This window comes from Nonomuraea sp. SYSU D8015, from assembly GCF_008065375.1.
In the GTDB taxonomy this organism is placed as follows: domain Bacteria; phylum Actinomycetota; class Actinomycetes; order Streptosporangiales; family Streptosporangiaceae; genus Nonomuraea.
This window is the reverse complement of the sequence record NZ_VJYI01000013.1, coordinates 205063-221463: the sequence shown is the minus strand read 5'-3', so window position 1 is coordinate 221463 and position 16401 is coordinate 205063. Positions and strand designations below refer to the sequence as shown.

The 16401-nt window shown below is 70.9% G+C and carries 18 protein-coding genes; 8 read left to right on the top strand and 10 right to left on the bottom strand.

All coding sequences use genetic code 11. The annotated features are described in order from the left end of the window. Positions 1–43: 43 nt before the first annotated feature. On the top strand, positions 44–1024 hold the full coding sequence (locus tag ID574_RS40310; protein ID WP_188194285.1) for an aldo/keto reductase: 981 nt from the start codon (positions 44–46) through the stop codon (positions 1022–1024). A 20-nt stretch (positions 1025–1044) separates the two neighbouring features. Here the strand turns inward: ID574_RS40310 and ID574_RS40305 are convergent, their stop codons facing one another. Then, complete coding sequence (locus ID574_RS40305; RefSeq protein ID WP_188194284.1) at positions 1045–1908, bottom strand: helix-turn-helix domain-containing protein; 864 nt, start codon at positions 1906–1908, stop codon at positions 1045–1047. 80 nt (positions 1909–1988) lie between these two features. Between ID574_RS40305 and ID574_RS40300 the strand changes: the two genes are divergently transcribed. Continuing rightward, positions 1989–3395 carry an MFS transporter gene (locus ID574_RS40300; protein ID WP_188194283.1) on the top strand — a complete coding sequence of 469 codons (1407 nt, stop codon included), beginning with the start codon at positions 1989–1991 and terminating at the stop codon, positions 3393–3395. 164 nt (positions 3396–3559) lie between these two features. Here the strand turns inward: ID574_RS40300 and ID574_RS40295 are convergent, their stop codons facing one another. Next, positions 3560–4063, bottom strand: a complete 504-nt coding sequence (locus ID574_RS40295; RefSeq protein ID WP_223167571.1) for an SDR family oxidoreductase — start codon at positions 4061–4063, stop codon at positions 3560–3562. Positions 4064–4138: 75 nt separating this feature from the next. Further along, positions 4139–4567 (bottom strand): PPOX class F420-dependent oxidoreductase, encoded by a 429-nt coding sequence (locus tag ID574_RS40290; RefSeq protein ID WP_188194282.1) that lies wholly within the window; start codon positions 4565–4567, stop codon positions 4139–4141. Between the two features lie 97 nt (positions 4568–4664). Here ID574_RS40290 and ID574_RS40285 point away from each other — a divergent pair, with 97 nt between their 5' ends. Both ID574_RS40285 and ID574_RS40280 read left to right on the top strand, forming a co-directional pair. Further along, positions 4665–5606 carry a nucleoside hydrolase gene (locus ID574_RS40285; protein ID WP_188194281.1) on the top strand — a complete coding sequence of 314 codons (942 nt, stop codon included), beginning with the start codon at positions 4665–4667 and terminating at the stop codon, positions 5604–5606. Between the two features lie 28 nt (positions 5607–5634). Continuing rightward, complete coding sequence (locus ID574_RS40280) at positions 5635–7302, top strand: alpha-amylase family protein (protein ID WP_188194280.1); 1668 nt, start codon at positions 5635–5637, stop codon at positions 7300–7302. 16 nt (positions 7303–7318) lie between these two features. Here ID574_RS40280 and ID574_RS40275 read toward each other — a convergent pair whose 3' ends face one another. Then, complete coding sequence (locus ID574_RS40275) at positions 7319–7924, bottom strand: TetR/AcrR family transcriptional regulator (RefSeq protein ID WP_188194279.1); 606 nt, start codon at positions 7922–7924, stop codon at positions 7319–7321. A 65-nt stretch (positions 7925–7989) separates the two neighbouring features. Between ID574_RS40275 and ID574_RS40270 the strand changes: the two genes are divergently transcribed. Next, a complete protein-coding gene (locus tag ID574_RS40270; RefSeq protein WP_188194278.1) occupies positions 7990–8724 on the top strand; it encodes an SDR family NAD(P)-dependent oxidoreductase in 735 nt (244 codons plus the stop codon). 10 nt (positions 8725–8734) lie between these two features. Further along, positions 8735–9487, top strand: a complete 753-nt coding sequence (locus ID574_RS40265) for an alpha/beta fold hydrolase (RefSeq protein ID WP_188194277.1) — start codon at positions 8735–8737, stop codon at positions 9485–9487. Here ID574_RS40265 and ID574_RS40260 read toward each other — a convergent pair. The 4 genes from ID574_RS40260 to ID574_RS40245 all read right to left on the bottom strand — a co-directional run bounded on the left by ID574_RS40260 (position 9478) and on the right by ID574_RS40245 (position 13405). Further along, positions 9478–10245: a cytochrome d ubiquinol oxidase subunit II gene (locus ID574_RS40260; RefSeq protein WP_188194276.1), complete on the bottom strand. Its 768-nt coding sequence runs from the start codon at positions 10243–10245 to the stop codon at positions 9478–9480. The genes ID574_RS40265 and ID574_RS40260 overlap by 10 nt on opposite strands. Before the next feature lie 9 nt (positions 10246–10254). Further along, positions 10255–11505, bottom strand: coding sequence for a cytochrome ubiquinol oxidase subunit I (locus tag ID574_RS40255; protein ID WP_188194275.1), 1251 nt, complete (start codon positions 11503–11505; stop codon positions 10255–10257). A 98-nt stretch (positions 11506–11603) separates the two neighbouring features. Beyond that, positions 11604–12272 (bottom strand): response regulator, encoded by a 669-nt coding sequence (locus tag ID574_RS40250; protein ID WP_188194274.1) that lies wholly within the window; start codon positions 12270–12272, stop codon positions 11604–11606. Beyond that, the gene (locus ID574_RS40245; RefSeq protein WP_223167570.1) at positions 12269–13405 is read right to left on the bottom strand and encodes a sensor histidine kinase; all 1137 of its coding nucleotides are present in this window, start codon (positions 13403–13405) and stop codon (positions 12269–12271) included. The genes ID574_RS40250 and ID574_RS40245 overlap by 4 nt, the downstream gene beginning before the upstream one ends. Positions 13406–13436: 31 nt before the next feature. Here ID574_RS40245 and ID574_RS40240 point away from each other — a divergent pair, with 31 nt between their 5' ends. Then, complete coding sequence (locus ID574_RS40240; protein WP_188194272.1) at positions 13437–13664, top strand: hypothetical protein; 228 nt, start codon at positions 13437–13439, stop codon at positions 13662–13664. Here ID574_RS40240 and ID574_RS40235 read toward each other — a convergent pair. Next, positions 13661–14596 carry a fatty acid desaturase family protein gene (locus tag ID574_RS40235; protein ID WP_223167569.1) on the bottom strand — a complete coding sequence of 312 codons (936 nt, stop codon included), beginning with the start codon at positions 14594–14596 and terminating at the stop codon, positions 13661–13663. The genes ID574_RS40240 and ID574_RS40235 overlap by 4 nt on opposite strands. A gap of 157 nt (positions 14597–14753) precedes the next feature. Here ID574_RS40235 and ID574_RS40230 point away from each other — a divergent pair, with 157 nt between their 5' ends. Further along, positions 14754–15629, top strand: coding sequence for a phosphotransferase enzyme family protein (locus ID574_RS40230; protein WP_188194270.1), 876 nt, complete (start codon positions 14754–14756; stop codon positions 15627–15629). Between the two features lie 15 nt (positions 15630–15644). Here ID574_RS40230 and ID574_RS40225 read toward each other — a convergent pair whose 3' ends face one another. Then, positions 15645–16385: a hypothetical protein gene (locus ID574_RS40225; RefSeq protein WP_188194269.1), complete on the bottom strand. Its 741-nt coding sequence runs from the start codon at positions 16383–16385 to the stop codon at positions 15645–15647. Positions 16386–16401 lie beyond the last annotated feature (16 nt).

The following is a 16401-nucleotide window of genomic DNA, read 5'->3' as shown; positions in this document are numbered from 1 at the left end:
AGGTCTTGGACGCCGCGCCGGAGTGCCGCGCATGATCTGACCCATGAGAACACGCCAGCTGGCAACCCTCCAGGTCCCCGCCATCGGCTACGGCGCCATGGTGCTGTCGCCCGGCATCTACGGCGCGATCGACGACACCCGTGCGGAGGCGGCGCTCAAGGCGGCCCTGGACGGGGGCGCCACCCATGTGGACACCAGCGACGCGTACGGCGTGGACGGCCACAACGAGCGCCTGGTGGGCCGCGCGATCAAGGGTCGCAGGGACGAGGTGGTGGTGGCGACCAAGTTCGGCCTGGCGGTCCCGGAGGGGGAGCCGAGCCGGTCTCAGCCGGTCGGGTACGCGTTCGGCGAGCTGCGCGTGAACGCCGAGCCCCGCCTCGTCCGCCGCTACGCGGAGCGCAGCCTGCGCAACCTGGACACCGACGTCATCGACCTGTACTACGCCCACTACCCGGACCCCGGGGTGCCGATCGAGGACACGGTGGGGGCGATGGCCGACCTGGCGCGCGACGGCTTGATCAAGCACGTCGGCCTGTCGAACGTGACGGCCGCCCAGCTGCGCGCCGCCCACGCCGTGCACCCGGTGACGGCCGTGCAGAACGAGTGGTCGATGTGGCGGCCGGTGGACCCCGAGCTCCTGGCGACGGCCCGCGAACTCGGCGTCGGAATCGTGGCTTGGAGCCCTCTGGGCACGGGTTTCCTGACGGGCACGGTGCAATCGCTCGGGGACGGCGACTTCCGCCACAACGCCCCCCGCTTCTCCGCGGAGAACCTGGCGGCCAACAACGACCGCTACGCCCCGATCCGCGCCCTGGCCACACAGCTCGGCATCACCCCGGCCCAGCTCGCGCTGTCCTGGCTCCTCCACCAGGACGACCACGTGGTGGCGATCCCCGGCAGCCGCACCCCGTCCCACATCCAGGAGAACCTGTCGGCCGCCGACCTGACCCTCCACCCGGACACCCTGGCCAGGATCGACGAGGCCCTGGCCAAGTTCGAGGTCACCGGCGGAACCCTGCTCTGACACCCCCCGGGGACGCCCGCCTAGGCCGCAGGAGCGGTGGACGGCTCGCGCGTCGTGGTGGCGGCCAGGTGGCGCAGCCTGTCCTCCGACTCCGAGCCGGGCTCGGCGGCGAACAGGTCCATCCCCTGGAGCTCCGGGTCTCCGGGCAAGGCGACGAGCTCGGCGGACAGTCGCAGCTCGCCCACGACCGGGTGGTTCAGGACGTAGTCGCGGTGCGTCGCGGCCGCCACATGGTGTTCGTTCCACAAGTGGCGAAAGTCTGGACTCTGGCTGCAGATGGCGTCGACATGCTCCATGATCTGCGGATTTTTCGGGTAGCGCGCGGCCAGGAGCCGGAGCTGGGCCACGTGCTCCTGAGCGAGGCGCGGCCACCCCTCGCCGTGCATCCGCTTGATCTCCTCATCCAGGAAGATCAGGTGGCCGATGGTCCGGCGATCTTCGGGGATCGCGGCGAAGTCGGCGAAGACCGCGGCCGCCAGCCTGTTCCAGGCGACCACGTTGGCGTGCCGCCCCAGCACGAAGGCCGGGGTGAGGATCATGGAGTCGAGCAGCCGCTGCAGCCCGGGCCGCACTCCTGTCTGCGGGAAGTCCCGGCATCTGTGCGCCGGACGGGCCAGCGCGTGCAGGTAGGCCCGCTCGTCCGCGGTGAGCCGCAGCACGTCGGCGATGGCGTCCAGCACCTGGGCCGACACGTTCTGGCTGCGCCCCTGCTCCAACCGGGTGTAATGGGCGACGCTCACTCCGGCGAGCAGCGCCAGCTCCTCGCGGCGCAGCCCGCGCACCCGCCGCGTCCCGTGGTTCCTGTACGGCAGACCGGCGTCCTCCGGCCGCAGTCGTGCCCTGCGGGACTTGAGGAACTCGCTCAGCTCGACTTCACGATCCACATCGATCCAGCCTAAGCAATGTTTGAGTAGTCAAGGCACGGGACTGGCTGGGGTCCGGGACCGCGATCAGGCTGTCCGGCATGCGACTCGTGATCCCTCTTGTACTCCTGGGCCTGGGCAGCATGATCACTGCCTTGGACTTCACCATCGTTTACGTCGCGCTGCCGCAGATCGCGCGCGACGTGGGGTTCTCCCCGTACTCGCTGCAGTGGGTGGTCAGCGCCTACGCGGTGCCTTTCGGAGGGTTCCTCCTGCTCGGCGGTCGGTTGTCCGACATGGTGGGCAGGCGGCGGATGTTCGTTCTGGGCATGCTGCTGTACGGCGTCGCCTCACTTCTCGGCGGGCTGGCCGCCTCCCCAGGTCTCCTGATCTGCGCGCGGGCGCTGCAGGGGCTCGGGGGCGCGGTGCTGATGCCCGCCACCTTGTCGCTGGTGGTGACCATGTTCGACGAGGGACCGGCACGCAACCGGGCGATGACCGTGTGGGCGGTCTGCGGCGCCAGCGGGCTCAGCCTCGGCGCGCTTCTCGGCGGCATGCTGACGGGCGTGTTCGGGTGGCCTGCGGTCTTCTTCGTGAACGTGCCGCTGACCGTGGTGGGTGCCGTGGCGGCGTTCGCCGTGCTGACGCCGGACGTCGCTCGGCGGGCCGGCAGGTTCGACGTGCCCGGCGCGCTCACCGGCACCGCGGGCATCACGGGGCTGGTGTTCGCCATCGCACACGGCGCCGAGCGGGGCTGGACCTCCGCCGGCGCAGTGGTGTCCTTCGCCGCCGCGGTGGCCCTGCTCGCCGCCTTCCTGACGATCGAGGCCCGCACCAGCAGCCCGCTGATGCCGCTGCGGCTGCTGGCCAACAGGCACACGAGCGCCGCGGCCTGGGCGATCCTGGTCTACGGCTTGACCTTGCAGTGCGTACCCTACTTCGTCACCCTTCACTTCCAGGACGTCCTCGGCTACGACGCCATGCGCTCCGGCCTGGCCTTCCTCGGCCCGACGCTCGGAATCACGGCGGGCAATCTGATCAGTGAGCGGTTGATTCCGCTGCTGGGGCTGCGCAGCACAATGATCTTCAGCGTGCTCGTCGGAGTGGCGGGGACGGTGGTGCTGGCGTTGAGCCTGTCCGTCGGCGGATCCTATGCGGGCCTGCTGGTCGGACTCGTCGGCTTCGGTCTGGGCGCGGGACTGTCGTTCAACACCATGTTCATCCTCGCCGCGACCGGTGTGGCCGCGCACGAGCAGGGCGCGGTCTCCGGGCTCGCCTCCACTGTCCTGCAGGCGGGCAGCAGCGCGGGCCTGGCCGTCCTGGTGGCCGTGGCCGGCCGCGACACCACCGGCCTGACCGGGGAGGCGGTGCGCGCCGCCACCGCCGACGGGCTGCGGTCCGCGCTCCTCGTCGCCGCCGCGATCGCCGTGACCGGCGTGCTGGCCGGGCTCACGCTTCCCCGCGCAGCCCGGCGCTCACCGGAGTCCGAAACGGTCAGGGGCGCGTGAATGCCGGGGGTACGGAATAAGCCTACGAACCTCCGTACCCCCTTGTCGGCAGGGACTAGCGGAACGCGGGGGCGTGCTCGGCGGCCCATTCCGCGAAGGTCCGCGCCGGGCGACCCGTGAGGCGGGGGACGACGGCGGCCCACTCCTCGTTCACCGGGGCGGGCTCACGGGCCGACTCCGCCCACATGCCGAAGAGCCAGTCCCCCACCTCGGCCGGATATCCGTCCCTGGTCCACTGCTCCCGCGCCGCCACCGGCTCCTGCTCCTCGAACCGCACCCGCTCGCCGAGACGCCTCCACGGCCCGCTCCACCACTCGGTAACCGTCCTCGAAGAGCTCGTCCTCGGCCCCGGCGCCCGAGAGGTCCACGATCCGCCGCACCCCGGACTCCACGGCCAGCGCGACGACCTCGGCGGCGGTATGCGCCACCGGGAACAGGTACAGCCGCTCCACGCCCGCGAGCGCCGCCCGTACGGACTCCGGACGATCCAGGTCCCCTTCGTACACCTCCACCTCGCCGGGCAACCCCGCGGTGGCGGGGCGGCGGGTCAGAGCGCGTACGGTGCGGCCGGCCTTGAGCAGCTCGGCGACGACGCCTCGGCCCACGACGCCTCGGCCCACGACGCCTCGGCCCACGACGCCGGTCGCCCCCGTCGCCAGGATGGTCATGCCGCCTCCCCGAGGAAGTCGGCCGCGTGGTCGCGGGCCCACTGGGCGAAGGTACTGCGGCGGGCCGACACCGACCTATTCGCCCGGCACCTGACGGTGTTCGGCCCGCCGGGACTCGTACCAGGTCTCGCCGACCGGCTCGCCCGCCAGGTTCCAGCTCCACGACACGGTCGGCGTGATGCGGGTGTAGAGGCCGGGACCGACCATGCCGACCCGTTCGACCGGCTGCCCGGCCCGGCCGTACACGCGCACGCCGCGCGCCGCGAAGGGGTCCAAGGACACCAGGTCGTCCACGACCAGGGCGACCTTGAGATGGCCCGCCCTCACGTTGCGGAACTTGCGGGTCCGCAGGACCTCCTCCCCTGAACCCCCGATCCAGAAGCCCGTCCCGTCGAACTCGAACGCGACCGGCACCACGTCCGGCTGCCCGTCGTCCGACAGGGTCGCCAGCCGGGCGAGCGGCTGCGACTGCAAGTAGGCGATCTCTTCTTCGGTGAACGACATCGCGAGGTCGCTCCTTTCGCGTGGCTCACTTCATGAACTACACGAGCGGAGTCGTCCGGGATCGACAGACGGGGCCGCGGGATCTATAAGGGGAACAATGAACGCCCAGGCGCCGATCCCCCTCATCCTCGACTGCGACCCCGGCCACGACGACGTCTTCGCGATCTGGCTGGCCGCCGGGCACCCGGCGATCGACCTGCGGGCGATCACCACCGTCGGCGGCAACGGCCGGCTGGCCCACACCACCTACAACGCCCGGGTCGTGACCTCGCTGGCGGGCATCACCGACGTGCCGATCTCGCCGGGCGCCCCCGGCCCGCTGGTCCGCGCGCTGTCCCCCGCCGAGCGGATCCACGGCGCCAACGCGCTCGGCGGCCCGGAGCTGCCGCCGCCTGATGTGGCGGCGGATCCGCGGCCCGCGATCGAGCTCATCAGGGACACCGTGGACGCCGCCGACGACGTGACGATCGTCGCCACCGGCCCGCTGACGAACATCGCCATGTTCGCCCGGATATATCCGGACAGGATGTCGAAGATCAGGGAGATCGTCTGGATGGGCGGCTCCACCGCCCGGGGCAACGTCACGCCGTACGCCGAGTTCAACTCCTGGTGCGACCCCGAGGCCGCGTCGATCGTGCTCGGGTCCGGGCCGCCGTTCACCATGATCGGTCTGAACGTCACCCACCAGGCGCTCGTCACCCAGGAGGTCATCGCCGGGATCGGCGCGATCGGCAACAAGACCGCCGCCTTCGGCGTCGAGCTGCTGGACTTCTTCAACTCCACGTACGAGACCGACCAGGGCATGCCCGAGGCTCCCCTGCACGACCCGATCGCGGTCGCACTGGTGGCCGAGGCCGCCACGGTCACCACCGTGCGGGCCCGGCTCGACATCGAGCTGCACGGCACCGAGACGGCCGGCGCGACCAGCGTGGACCTGATCGGCAAGCTCATGCGCGAGCCCAACGCGAACGTCGCCACCGGTATGGACGTCGAGCGGTTCTGGCGGCTGGTGGAGGACGCGATCCGCACGCTGGCCTGAACGCATCGCTCACGGGTAGCCGGGACGGATGCGACTGACGTACACCTCCGACGTCTGGTACAAGAATGCCGTCGTCTACTGCCTGGACGTGGAGACGTTCAAGGACGGCAACGGCGACGGCGTGGGCGACTTCCACGGGCTGACGCAGCAGATCGACTATCTCGCCGGGCTCGGCGTGACCTGCCTCTGGCTCATGCCGTTCTTCCCCACCCCCAACCGGGACGACGGCTACGACATCACCGACTTCTACAGCATCGACCCGCGCTTGGGGACGCTGGGCGACTTCGTGGAATTCATGCGCACCGCGCACGACCGCGGCCTGCGAGTGATCGCGGACCTGGTCGTGAACCACACCTCCGACCAGCACCCGTGGTTCAAGGAGGCGCGCAAGAGCAAGGACTCGCCGATGCGCGACTGGTACGTCTGGTCCGACACCCCCGAGCCGGACGACCCCAGCCAGGTGGTCTTCCCCGACAAGGAGAGCTCCTTCTGGGAGTACGACGAAGGCTCGGGCCAGTACTACCTGCACAGCTTCTACCGGCACCAGCCGGACCTGAACGTCGGCAACCCCGAAGTCAGGGACGAGATCGCGCGCATACTCGGGTTCTGGATGGAGCTGGGCCTGTCGGGCTTCCGCGTGGACGCCGTCCCGTTCCTCATCGAGAACGTCAACCCCAAGCTGGCCGACCCGCACGAGTTCCTGCAGGACCTGCGGGCGTTCATGACCCGGCGCAAGGGCGGGTCGATCCTGCTGGGCGAGGTCAACCTCCCGTACAAGGACCTGACCGGCTACTTCGGCGACGGCCTCGGCGACCAGATCACCATGTGCTTCGACTTCGTCGGCATGCAGAAGGCGTGGCTCGCGATGGCCCGCCAGGACGCCCGCCCCCTCGCCGCCGCCCTCCGCGAGCGCCCCAAGCCGCCGAAGGACTGCCAGTGGGCCATGTTCCTGCGCAACCACGACGAGCTCACCCTCGACAAGCTGAGCGAGGAGGAGCGGCAGGAGGTCTTCCAGGCCTTCGGCCCGCACGAGAGCATGCAGATCTTCGGCCGCGGGCTGCGCCGCCGCCTGCCCACCATGCTCGGTGGCGACCTGCGGCGCATCAAGATGGCCTACAGCCTGCTGTTCTCGCTGCCCGGCACTCCCGTGATCTTCTACGGCGAGGAGATCGGGTTAGGGGAGAACCTCGACGAGGAAGGTCGGATGGCGGTCCGCATCCCGATGCAGTGGTCCGGCGACGGCGGCTTCACCCAGGGGGAGGCGGCGCCGGTGCGGGAGGTCCCCGAGGGCGCCTTCGCGCCCGACCGGGTGAACGTGGCCGATCAGAAGCGGGACACCAACTCCCTCCTGCGCTGGTTCCAGCTCCTCATCGAGCGCTACCGAGAGTGTCCGGAGCTGGCATGGGGCGACTCCACGGTGCTGGACACCGGTCACCACGCGGTCCTCGCCCACCGCTGCGACGTCGACCGCGCCACGGTCGTGGTGGCGCACAATCTCTGCGACACGGCATTAGACGTGGAGGTGACGCTGGCCGGGCTGGAGCGCTGCCAGCTGACGGACCTGCTGGTGGACGACACGCTGGAGGTCGCGGACGACGGGACGGCGCGCCTGCCACTGGGCCCGCACGGCTGCCGCTGGCTGCGCGCCTCGCCGCCAGAGGTCCCCCCAGAGGACGCCTCGGTCAAGGCCCAGTAGCGGAGCCCGGCCTGGGTCACCCGACGCCCTCCCGGCGGCCGACCGGCCAGGCCGACATGGCGAGCGCGGCGATGCGCAGCAGGTCGGCGTGCCCGGCGCCGTCGCGTGCCTGCGTGGACATGCCCTGGATCACCGCGGCGTAGAACGTGGCCAGCCCCGCCGTGTCCGTGCCGGCGGGGATGAGCCCCGCGGCCGCGTCGTCGTCGATGCGCCGCTTCAGCGCCGCCTTGGCCTCCTCCCGGAACCCGCGGAGCAGCTCCTCCACCTCAGCGGATGCGGGTCCGCAGTTCACCGCCGCCGAGATGATCAGGCAGCCCCTCGGGTGCTCCTCGCTCGTGTACTCGGCGGCCGCCTCCCGCAGCACCCGCTCGATCGCCTGCCGGCCGGTCGGCTCCTCGGTCAGCGCGCGGGTCGTGAAGGCGCCGTGGGTCTGCTGGTAGCGGCCCACGACCTCCTCGAAGAGCCGCCGCTTGTCCCCGAAGGCCGCGTACAGGCTGGGCGGCCTGATCCCCATCGCGGCGGTGAGCTCGGCGATCGAGGTCGCCTCGTAGCCGTGCCGCCAGAACGTCCGCAACGCGGTCTCCAGCGCCACGTCCCTGTCGAATGCCCGCTGCCTCGCCATGCGCCAATTCTATAGCGATCGCTATGTTATGGTTTCTGTATCGATCGCTATAGAAAGGATTCTCCATGAGGACCGCCCTGGTGACGGGAGGGAGCAGGGGCATCGGCCGCGCCATCGCACTGCGCCTGGCGGGTGACGGCTTCCGCGTGGCCGTGACGTACACGGCCGACGAGACCTCCGCCAAAGAGGTGGTCGGCCGCATCGAGGAGGGCGGGGGCAGCGCCTTCGCCGTCCGCGCCGACCTGGGCGCGCACGACGACGTCCGCCGGCTCGCCGAGCGGCTCCAAGACGCGGCGCCCGTGCTCGACGTGCTGGTCAACAACGCCGGTATCGCGGGCTCGGGGCCCATCGGGGCGGAGACGCCGGAGACGTACGATCGGGTCTTCGCCGTGAACGTCAAAGGGCTGTTCTTCCTCACCCAGCGACTGCTGCCGTTGATCCCCGACGGGGGCAGGATCGTCAACATCACCTCTGGTGCGACCCGCATCGCCTTCCCGGAGGGCATCGCGTACGCGATGACCAAGGGCGCGGTGCAGGTGTTCACGCTGGCCCTGGCCAAAGAACTCGGCCCACGCGGCATCACGGTCAACAACGTCGCCCCCGGCATCATCGACACCGACGCCAACGCGGGCTGGCTGCGCGGTAACCCTGAGGCGGAGGCGTACGCGGCGAGCCGGCACGCACTCAACCGGATCGGCCGGGCGGACGAGATCGCGAACGCGGTCGCGTTCCTGGCCTCGGACCAGGCGAGCTTCATCACCGGCAGCACCATCGACGCCACCGGCGGCGGCAACCTCTAGGAGCACCGAAATGCCTACGGCCACCCACACCTCCGGCGACGTCCACTACAACCGGCAGGGCGCCGGCCCCGGCCTCGTCCTGGTGCACGGCACCGGCGGCGACGCCGTCACCAACTGGGCCCACCTCGTGCCGGCCTTCACCGACATCCGCACCGTCATCACCCCCGACTACGCAGGCAGCGGCCAGACCGCCGACCCCGGCGGCGACCTCACGCTCGACCTGCTCGCCGGGCAGGTCGCCGCGGCGTTCGAGGGCCCGTCGGACCTGGTCGGCTTCTCGCTGGGCGCCGCCGTGGCCGCGGCGGTCGCGGCCGAGCGGCCGGAGCTGGTCAGACGTCTGGTTCTGATCGCCGGCTGGACGCACCTGGCCGATTCCCGGCTGGAGCTCGGCCTGCGCACCTGGGCCCGCCTGGCCGCCACCGCCCCGGAGAGCTTCGCCGCGTACGGCCCGCTCGTCGCGTTCAGCCCGGATTTCGTGAGCCGGCTCGGCGCCGACGCGCTGGTGGGCGAGCCACCACGCGGCACGGTGCGCCAGATCGAGCTGGACCTCAGGGTGGACCTCAGGGACCTGCTGCCGAAGATCACCGCGCCCACGCTGGTGATCGGCAACACCCGGGACTACCTCATCCCGGTCGAGCACGCCCGGGCGCTGCACGCCGCCATCCCCGGCAGCGAGTACGCCGAGCTGGACAGCGGTCACGTCGTCCTGCACGAGCGCCCGGCCGAGGTCGCGGCCCTGATCCGGGACTTCGTTCAAAGGTAGGACGGGCCGGTCACCCGGTGCCGGAAGGTCCACCACACCCAGCCCTGGGCGGCCACCAGCGGCGGGATCAGCACCAGGATCACCGGCACCAGGAAGGAGCCCGCCGGGCCCGGGTGCAGCGGCAGCTGCAGCCCGGCCAGCGTCCCGACGGTCAGCAGCGCCGCCGACGTGAGCGCGTACGTGCGGACGTCCACCCCGGGCCCGACGGAACTCCCGTGCCCGGCCCCGCCGGACAGGACGGCCGCCCGCTCCCGCAGCACCCCGCGCAGCCGCAGCGCCGCGAACGTCAGCCCGTGCGTGGCGAACAGCGCGGCCAGCACCAGGGCGGGCAGCACCGCGACCGGCCCCTCCATTCCGAGCAGGACGTGGCTGAGCAGCAGCCCCCAGCTCAGCGCCAGCCCCCAGCTGCCGGCCACGACGGCGCCGTCCCAGAACGTCTGCCAGCCCGATCCCGGCAGCCGCCCGCGCAGCCACAGCCCCATGTCGCGGACGACCCACGCCAGCAGCAGCGTCACGACGAGCGTGTAGTTGCCGCTCAGCAACTCGCCCTCCAGCTCGGGGAACAGCCCCACGAGCACGCCGCCCGTCGCCACCAGCCACACCTCGTTGCCCAGGAAGAACGGCGCGATCGCGGCGATCACCTCGCGCCGCTCGGCCGCCGACCGGCCCAGGTACGGCAGCGTCATGCCGACCCCGATGTCGGCTCCGGCCAGCACGAGGTAGCCGAGTGCGAAGAAGGCGAGAATGAAGATCTCCATGACGGCTCCTCAGAAGGTCGGTGCGGGGACGGGGGCGTCGATCGGGCGGTCGCCCAGCGCGACAGCGCCGGGCCCGCGGCGGGCGTGCCTGGCCAGCAGCCAGTAGTTGATGACGATCAGGACCGAGAACACGGCCGCGAAGGCGGTGATCGAGAACCGCATCTGGGCCTCCGTGACGGGCGACATCGCATCGGCCGTCTTGAGGAGCCCGTACACGGCCCAGGGCTGGCGCCCCATCTCGCGGAAGATCCAACCGGCAATCATGGTGACGAACGGGACCGGGATCATCAGGGTCAGCAGCCCATGCCAGAGCCGGAATCCGCGAACGGCCGCCCGGAAGGCCATCAGCACGCAGCTGACCGTGGCGACCAGCATCATCACGACGAACAGGATCACCATCGTGAGCCCTCCGCCCTGCACCCACTCCACCGGCGGCAGGTAGTCGCCGGGGCCGAACCTGGCCACCATCTGGGCCTGGGCCTCGGCCAGCCGCTCCGGGCTGCCCACCCAGGCGGCGATCTTCGTCGGCTGCAGGGTCTCGAAGCTCATGCCGCCGAAGGACGCGGCGAAGAACGTCGCGGGCAGCGCCACCCCGATCCCGATCCGCAGCGACTTGCGGAAGAAGTCCTGCTCGTCGGTCCGCTTGCGCAGGTGGTACGCGCTCACCCCGGCCATGAAGAACCCGCCGACGATCATGGCGCCGCTCAGGATGTGCAGGAAGGCCACCTGCGCTGCCGGGTTGGCCACCATCGCCCCGAAGTCGACCAGCCGCAGCGTGCCGCCCTCCACGACGTGGCCGACCGGGTTCTGCAGGAAGCCGTTCGCGATCATGATCCAGAACGCCGACGCGTAGGCGGTCAGCGTGACGATCCAGATCAGCGCCAGGTGCGCCCATCGGTTGAGCTTGTTCCAACCGAAGATCCACAGTCCCAGGAAGGTGGACTCGATGAAGAACGCCACCAGCGTCTCGATCGCCAGCGCCGAGCCGAAGACGTTGCCCGCGTACTCGGTGAGGCCGCTCCACGACAACCCGAGCTGGAACTCCATCACCAGGCCTGTGACGATGCCCATGGCGTAGTTGATGATGTAAAGCTGACCCCAGAACCGCGTCATCCGCATATGCAGCGGGCTGCCGGTCGACGTCGCCCTGGTCTGGACGACGGCCACCAGGGTCGCCAGGCCGAGCGTCAGCGCGACGAAGAGAAAGTGCGCGCCTGCGGTGAGCGCGAACTGCAGGCGGGCCAGGTCCACTGTTTCCATGCCTCAGAGCATTCGGGCACGGCTACGCTCACCGCGTCATGCCTGGGCGGGCAGTTGCGTACATCCCGGGATGCAATTGGCGCCTCCCGGCGTACCTCTCAGGGTGTAAGCCAGCCCGGCGTGATCATGCCGGCCTCGTACGCGAGCACCACGATCTGCGCCCGGTCGCGGACCGACAGCTTGGTCATGATGCGGCTGACGTGCGTCTTCGCCGTGGCGGGGCTGAGCACGAGCCGGGCCGCGATCTCGTCGTTCGACAGACCGGCGGCCACCAGGGTCATGACCTCGCGCTCGCGCTCGGTGAGCGCGTTGAGCTCCGGGCCGGGGTCGGGGCGCTTGACCCGGCCGGCGAACTCGGCGATGAGCCGCCGGGTGACCGACGGCGAGATCAGCGCGTCGCCCCTGGCCACGACCCGGACCGCGTGGATCAGCTCGGCCGGCTCCGTGTCCTTGACCAGGAAGCCGCCGGCGCCGGCCCGCAGCGCGCCGTACACGTAGTCGTCCAGGTCGAACGTGGTCAGGATGATCACCTTGACCCCGTCGAGGGCCGGGTCGCCGGCGATCCTGCGGGTGGCCTCCAGGCCGTCGAGCTCGGGCATCCGGATGTCCATCAGCACGACGTCGGGGCGGTGCTCGCGGGCCCCGGCGACGGCCGCCGCGCCGTTGGCCGCCTCGGCGACGACCTCGATGTCGTCCTCGTCGCTGAGTATGGACCGGAACCCGGCGCGTACCAGGGTCTGGTCGTCGGCGAGCAGCACGCGGATCATGTGGCCCCGTTCGATGGCAGGTTCAGTGGCAGGCGGGCGAGGACGCGGAAGCCGCCCTCGGGGCGCGGGCCGGCCTCCAGGGTGCCGCCGAGCGCGGCGGCGCGCTCGCGCATGCCCTGCAGGCCGAAGCCGCTGCCTCCGTCGTACGTGGCCCCCGGTCCGTCGTCCTCCACGCGGATCATGATATTTCCGGACGTGTTGGCGATCGCCAGCGTGGCCTTGGTCGTGCCGGAATGGCGGGAGACGTTCGTCAGCGCCTCCCTGATGATGCGGGTGGCGGCCAGGTCCACCTCCGTCGGCACCGCGTCGAGCGGACCGGACAGCTCGGTGCGTACCTCCAGACCGGAGGTCGCTACGAGCGCGTCCACCCGCGCCAGGCTGTCGGCGGGGGCGGTCGGCGCGTCCTCGTCCACCTGCCGCAGCACCCCCAATGTGGTCCGCAGCTCGCGCAGCGTCTCCTTGCTGGTGTCCTTGATCGTCCGCAGCGCCCGCTCGGCGTCCTCGGGCCGTTTCTTCAGCCCGTGCAAGGCGGCGGCCGCCTGCACGTTGATCATGGAGATGTTGTGCCCGAGCACGTCGTGCAGCTCTCTGGCGATGCGCAGCCGCTCCTCGCTCTCGCGCCGCCTGGCCTCCTCCTCCTTGCTGTGCTCGGCGTCGGCCGCACGCCGCTCGGCCTCCAGCAGGTAAGCCCGGCGGTTGCGGGTGACCCCGCCGAACGCGATGGCCGCCACCACCCACCCGGCGACCGCGACGAACAGGCTGTCGTCCACGTGCCTGACCCCGCCGCTCTCGCCGAGCCCCATGCCCAGCAGCAACGCCGCGCCCGCGGCGATGGCGGCGGTGAGGGCGCCCCGGTCGGCGGCGGTGTAGAGCGCGACGAACACCAGCATGATGAGGGGCCCGTCGAGCCTGGCCCACGGGTAGTAGGCGGCGACGGAGGCGGCCACGATGATCAGCGCCGTGATGGGATATCTGTGCCGCGCGAGCGTCGCGGCGGACGCCAGGAACGGCAGGACGATGTCGAGCGCGTTCGGCGGCGTGTCGCTCCGGAACGCGTACGTGACCAACGTGCCGGCCAGCACGGCGGCGATCACCACGAGCGACGCGGTCGTGCTGGTGAGCGGCCTTCGCATGCCACCCATTCTGTACGGGTAGAGCGGATGAATGAGCACTAGGGACGAACTACGCCGGATCGAAGAGGATCTGGCGCGGCTCCGGGCCGAGAACCGGGACATTCGAGAACAGATCCGCGACATGGGCGCGACTGACCAGATAGAGAAGGCGGCCGTGATCAGCCAGGCGGACGAGCAGGTGGAGCTGATCGCCGACCTCGAACGCCGGCGCGACTCCCTGATCGCCCGCCTGGAGAAGGAAGAGGAAGCTCTGGGCTAACGCAGCGGGGCGCCGACCTCGTGCAGGTGGCGCAGCGCCTGCCCGTACGAGTCGATCAGCCCGGTCTGGAGGTAGCTGACGCCGAGCTCGGCGCAGTACTGCTGCACGATGGGCTGCGCCCGGCGGAGGTTCGGGGCCGGCATGTGGGGAAAGAGGTGATGCTCGATCTGGTAGTTGAGCTGCCCCAGCGCCACGTCGACGAACAGCCCGCCCCTGACGTTGCGCGAGGTGAGCACCTGCTTGCGAAGGAAGTCGAGCTTGTCCTCCTTGGTCAGCACGGGCATGCCCTTGTGGTTCGGGGCGAACGTGCACCCGAGGTAGAGCCCGAACAACCCCTGGTGCACCGCCAGGAACACCAGCGCCTTGCCGACCGGCAGCACGGCGAAGACCGCGCCGAAGTAGAGCGCGAAGTGCGTGACGAGCAGCCCCAGCTCCAGCGGTCGCCGCTTGGCCGAGGGCTTGAGCAGCGCTTTGAAGCTGGCCACGTGGAGATGCCAGGCCTCCAGGGTGAGCAGCGGGAAGAACCAGAAGGCCTGATGCCGCGCGATGAACCGCGGGAGGCCCCGGCTGCTGACGGCCTGGTCCTGCGACCAGACGATGACGGCGGGGGAGACGTCGGGGTCGTGGTCCTCGTGGTTGGGGTTGGCGTGGTGGCGGTTGTGCTTGGCGTTCCACCATCCCCAGCCGAGTCCGATGCCGAGGTTGCCGATCAGCAGGCCGGCGACGTCGCTGGGCCGCCGCGTCCGGAAGACCTGCCGGTGCCCGAGGTCGTGGGCGACGAACCCGAACTGCGCGAAGACGACGGCCAGCGCGACCGCCACGAGAAGCTGCAGCCACGAGTCGCCCACCCAGGCGAACAACGTCCAGCAGCCGAGGTAGGCGACGACGGCGATGCTGATCCGTGTCGCGTAATAAAAGGGACGCCGGTCCAATAGGCCGGCGTCCGCAATCTTGTGGGCTAGTCGGGCGAAGTCGCTGCCCCGAGTCTCTAGCGTGCCAGGACTGGCCACAGGTCTCCTTACCTCGCGGTGCACGTAGCCCTAACCCTGGCGTATCAGGGCGGGAAGCGGAAGCCCGTAGTCTGACGGGATGATCTACGTCGACACGCCGCTGACCCCTGCCATCAGGGAGGCGGTCGCCGTGGCCTGGGGGGTCACGGGGGAGGGCGAGCGGCTCCACGGGGGAGAGGAGTCCGCAGCCTACCGCCTGGATGGCCATGTGATCCGCGTCGGCCCGATCGGCCGCCCGCCCGCCGAGTCCGACTGGTGTCACACGATCGCCCGCCACGCCGCCGGCAAGCTCCCCGAGGCCCTCGCCCCGCTGCCCGCGCCCGAGGGCGGGACGGTGATCGTGGTCGACGGCCGCCCGATCTCCTGCTGGCCGCACGTCGAGGGCTCCTGGCCGGACGACGACCTCTACGAGCAGGCTGCGCGGCTGCTGGCCCGGCTGCACGAGGCCCTGGCCGGCTTCGACCCGGGCCCGCGCCCCGTGCCCGCCTTCCAGGAGTCCGGCCTGTACGGCGACCGCCCCGCCGACGCCGCAGAGCTGGACGACCCGGACCTGGACCGCTGGCTGGCCGCCTTCCACGCCCGCCACCGGCTCCGCCACCCGCTGCACGGCGACTACTACACCGGCAACACCCTCGCCAGGGACGGCACGATCGTGGCGGTCCTCGACTGGGACGAGAGCTTCGTCGGCGCCCCGGAGGTGGAACTGGCCGCCGCGGCCCTCGAATGGGGCGACGACGAGCTGGGCCCGAGCCGGGACTTCGTGGCCGCCTACCACGCGGCCGGCGGCACGGCGGAGGAGCTGGACGAGGAGGTTCTTGCCCAGCTCATCAGGCACAAGCTCCGCCGCGAGTACGCGTACTTCCAGAAGGCGGTCCGCAGGGGAGTCCGGCATGACGCGGACGGCCTGGAATACCATCGGGCCAGGGTCGAGCTGTTCCACCGGCTGCGCCCCTGACAGCGGAGCGACCTCCTATATCAACCCCAGCCGCTCCCGCAGCTGCTCCAACGGTAGATGCGGCACCGTCGCCTCGCCGAACTCGGGCAGGCCCACGACCAGCTCGCCATCCGCCACCCGAAGCCCCGCCTCCGCGCAGGGCCTGCTGTAGCGCCGGGGCTCGAGGTTGTAGAAGCTCCCCGTCCCATAGTCGATGCGCACGCTCTCCACCCCCGGCCGCGCTTCGGCCAGGCATGCCCCCATCGGCAGCCCGAGGCCGGTGGGCGTGGTCGGCGTGTGGGCGTTGCCGACGACGACCAGCGTGGGGGCCGCGTGCGCCGCCAGCACGCGGCGCGCCATCGAGGCGTCCCGCGCCGACCAGTCCTCGGTCATGTCCCCGCCGTCGAAGAGCGTGACCCGTAAGCCGTCGATCTTCCTCAGCACCGCCAGGTGCCCTGCGGTGACGCGCCCGTCGCCGAGCCACCACAGTGGATGGTCGAGCCCCGTCCCGTCGGCCAGATAGCGTTCGAGCTGCGGTTGCAGGCCTTCGGGCCACTCCAGGGCCAGGTGGGTCAGCCCGAGCAGGCGCATGAGGCCGAGGATGATCAGCGGGTTCTCCCTGACCCCGTGCACCTCGCCGAGCAGCAGCAGCCCGGACGCGTCGAGCGACTTCCCGGCCCGGTCGAGCGCCGCCGGCTCGGCGGGCAGTTCGTAGTGGTCGGCATCTGACTCGGCGACGGCCCGCTGGAGGCCGTCGAGCGTATCGACGCTTGGCATGCCTCCACAGTGTTCG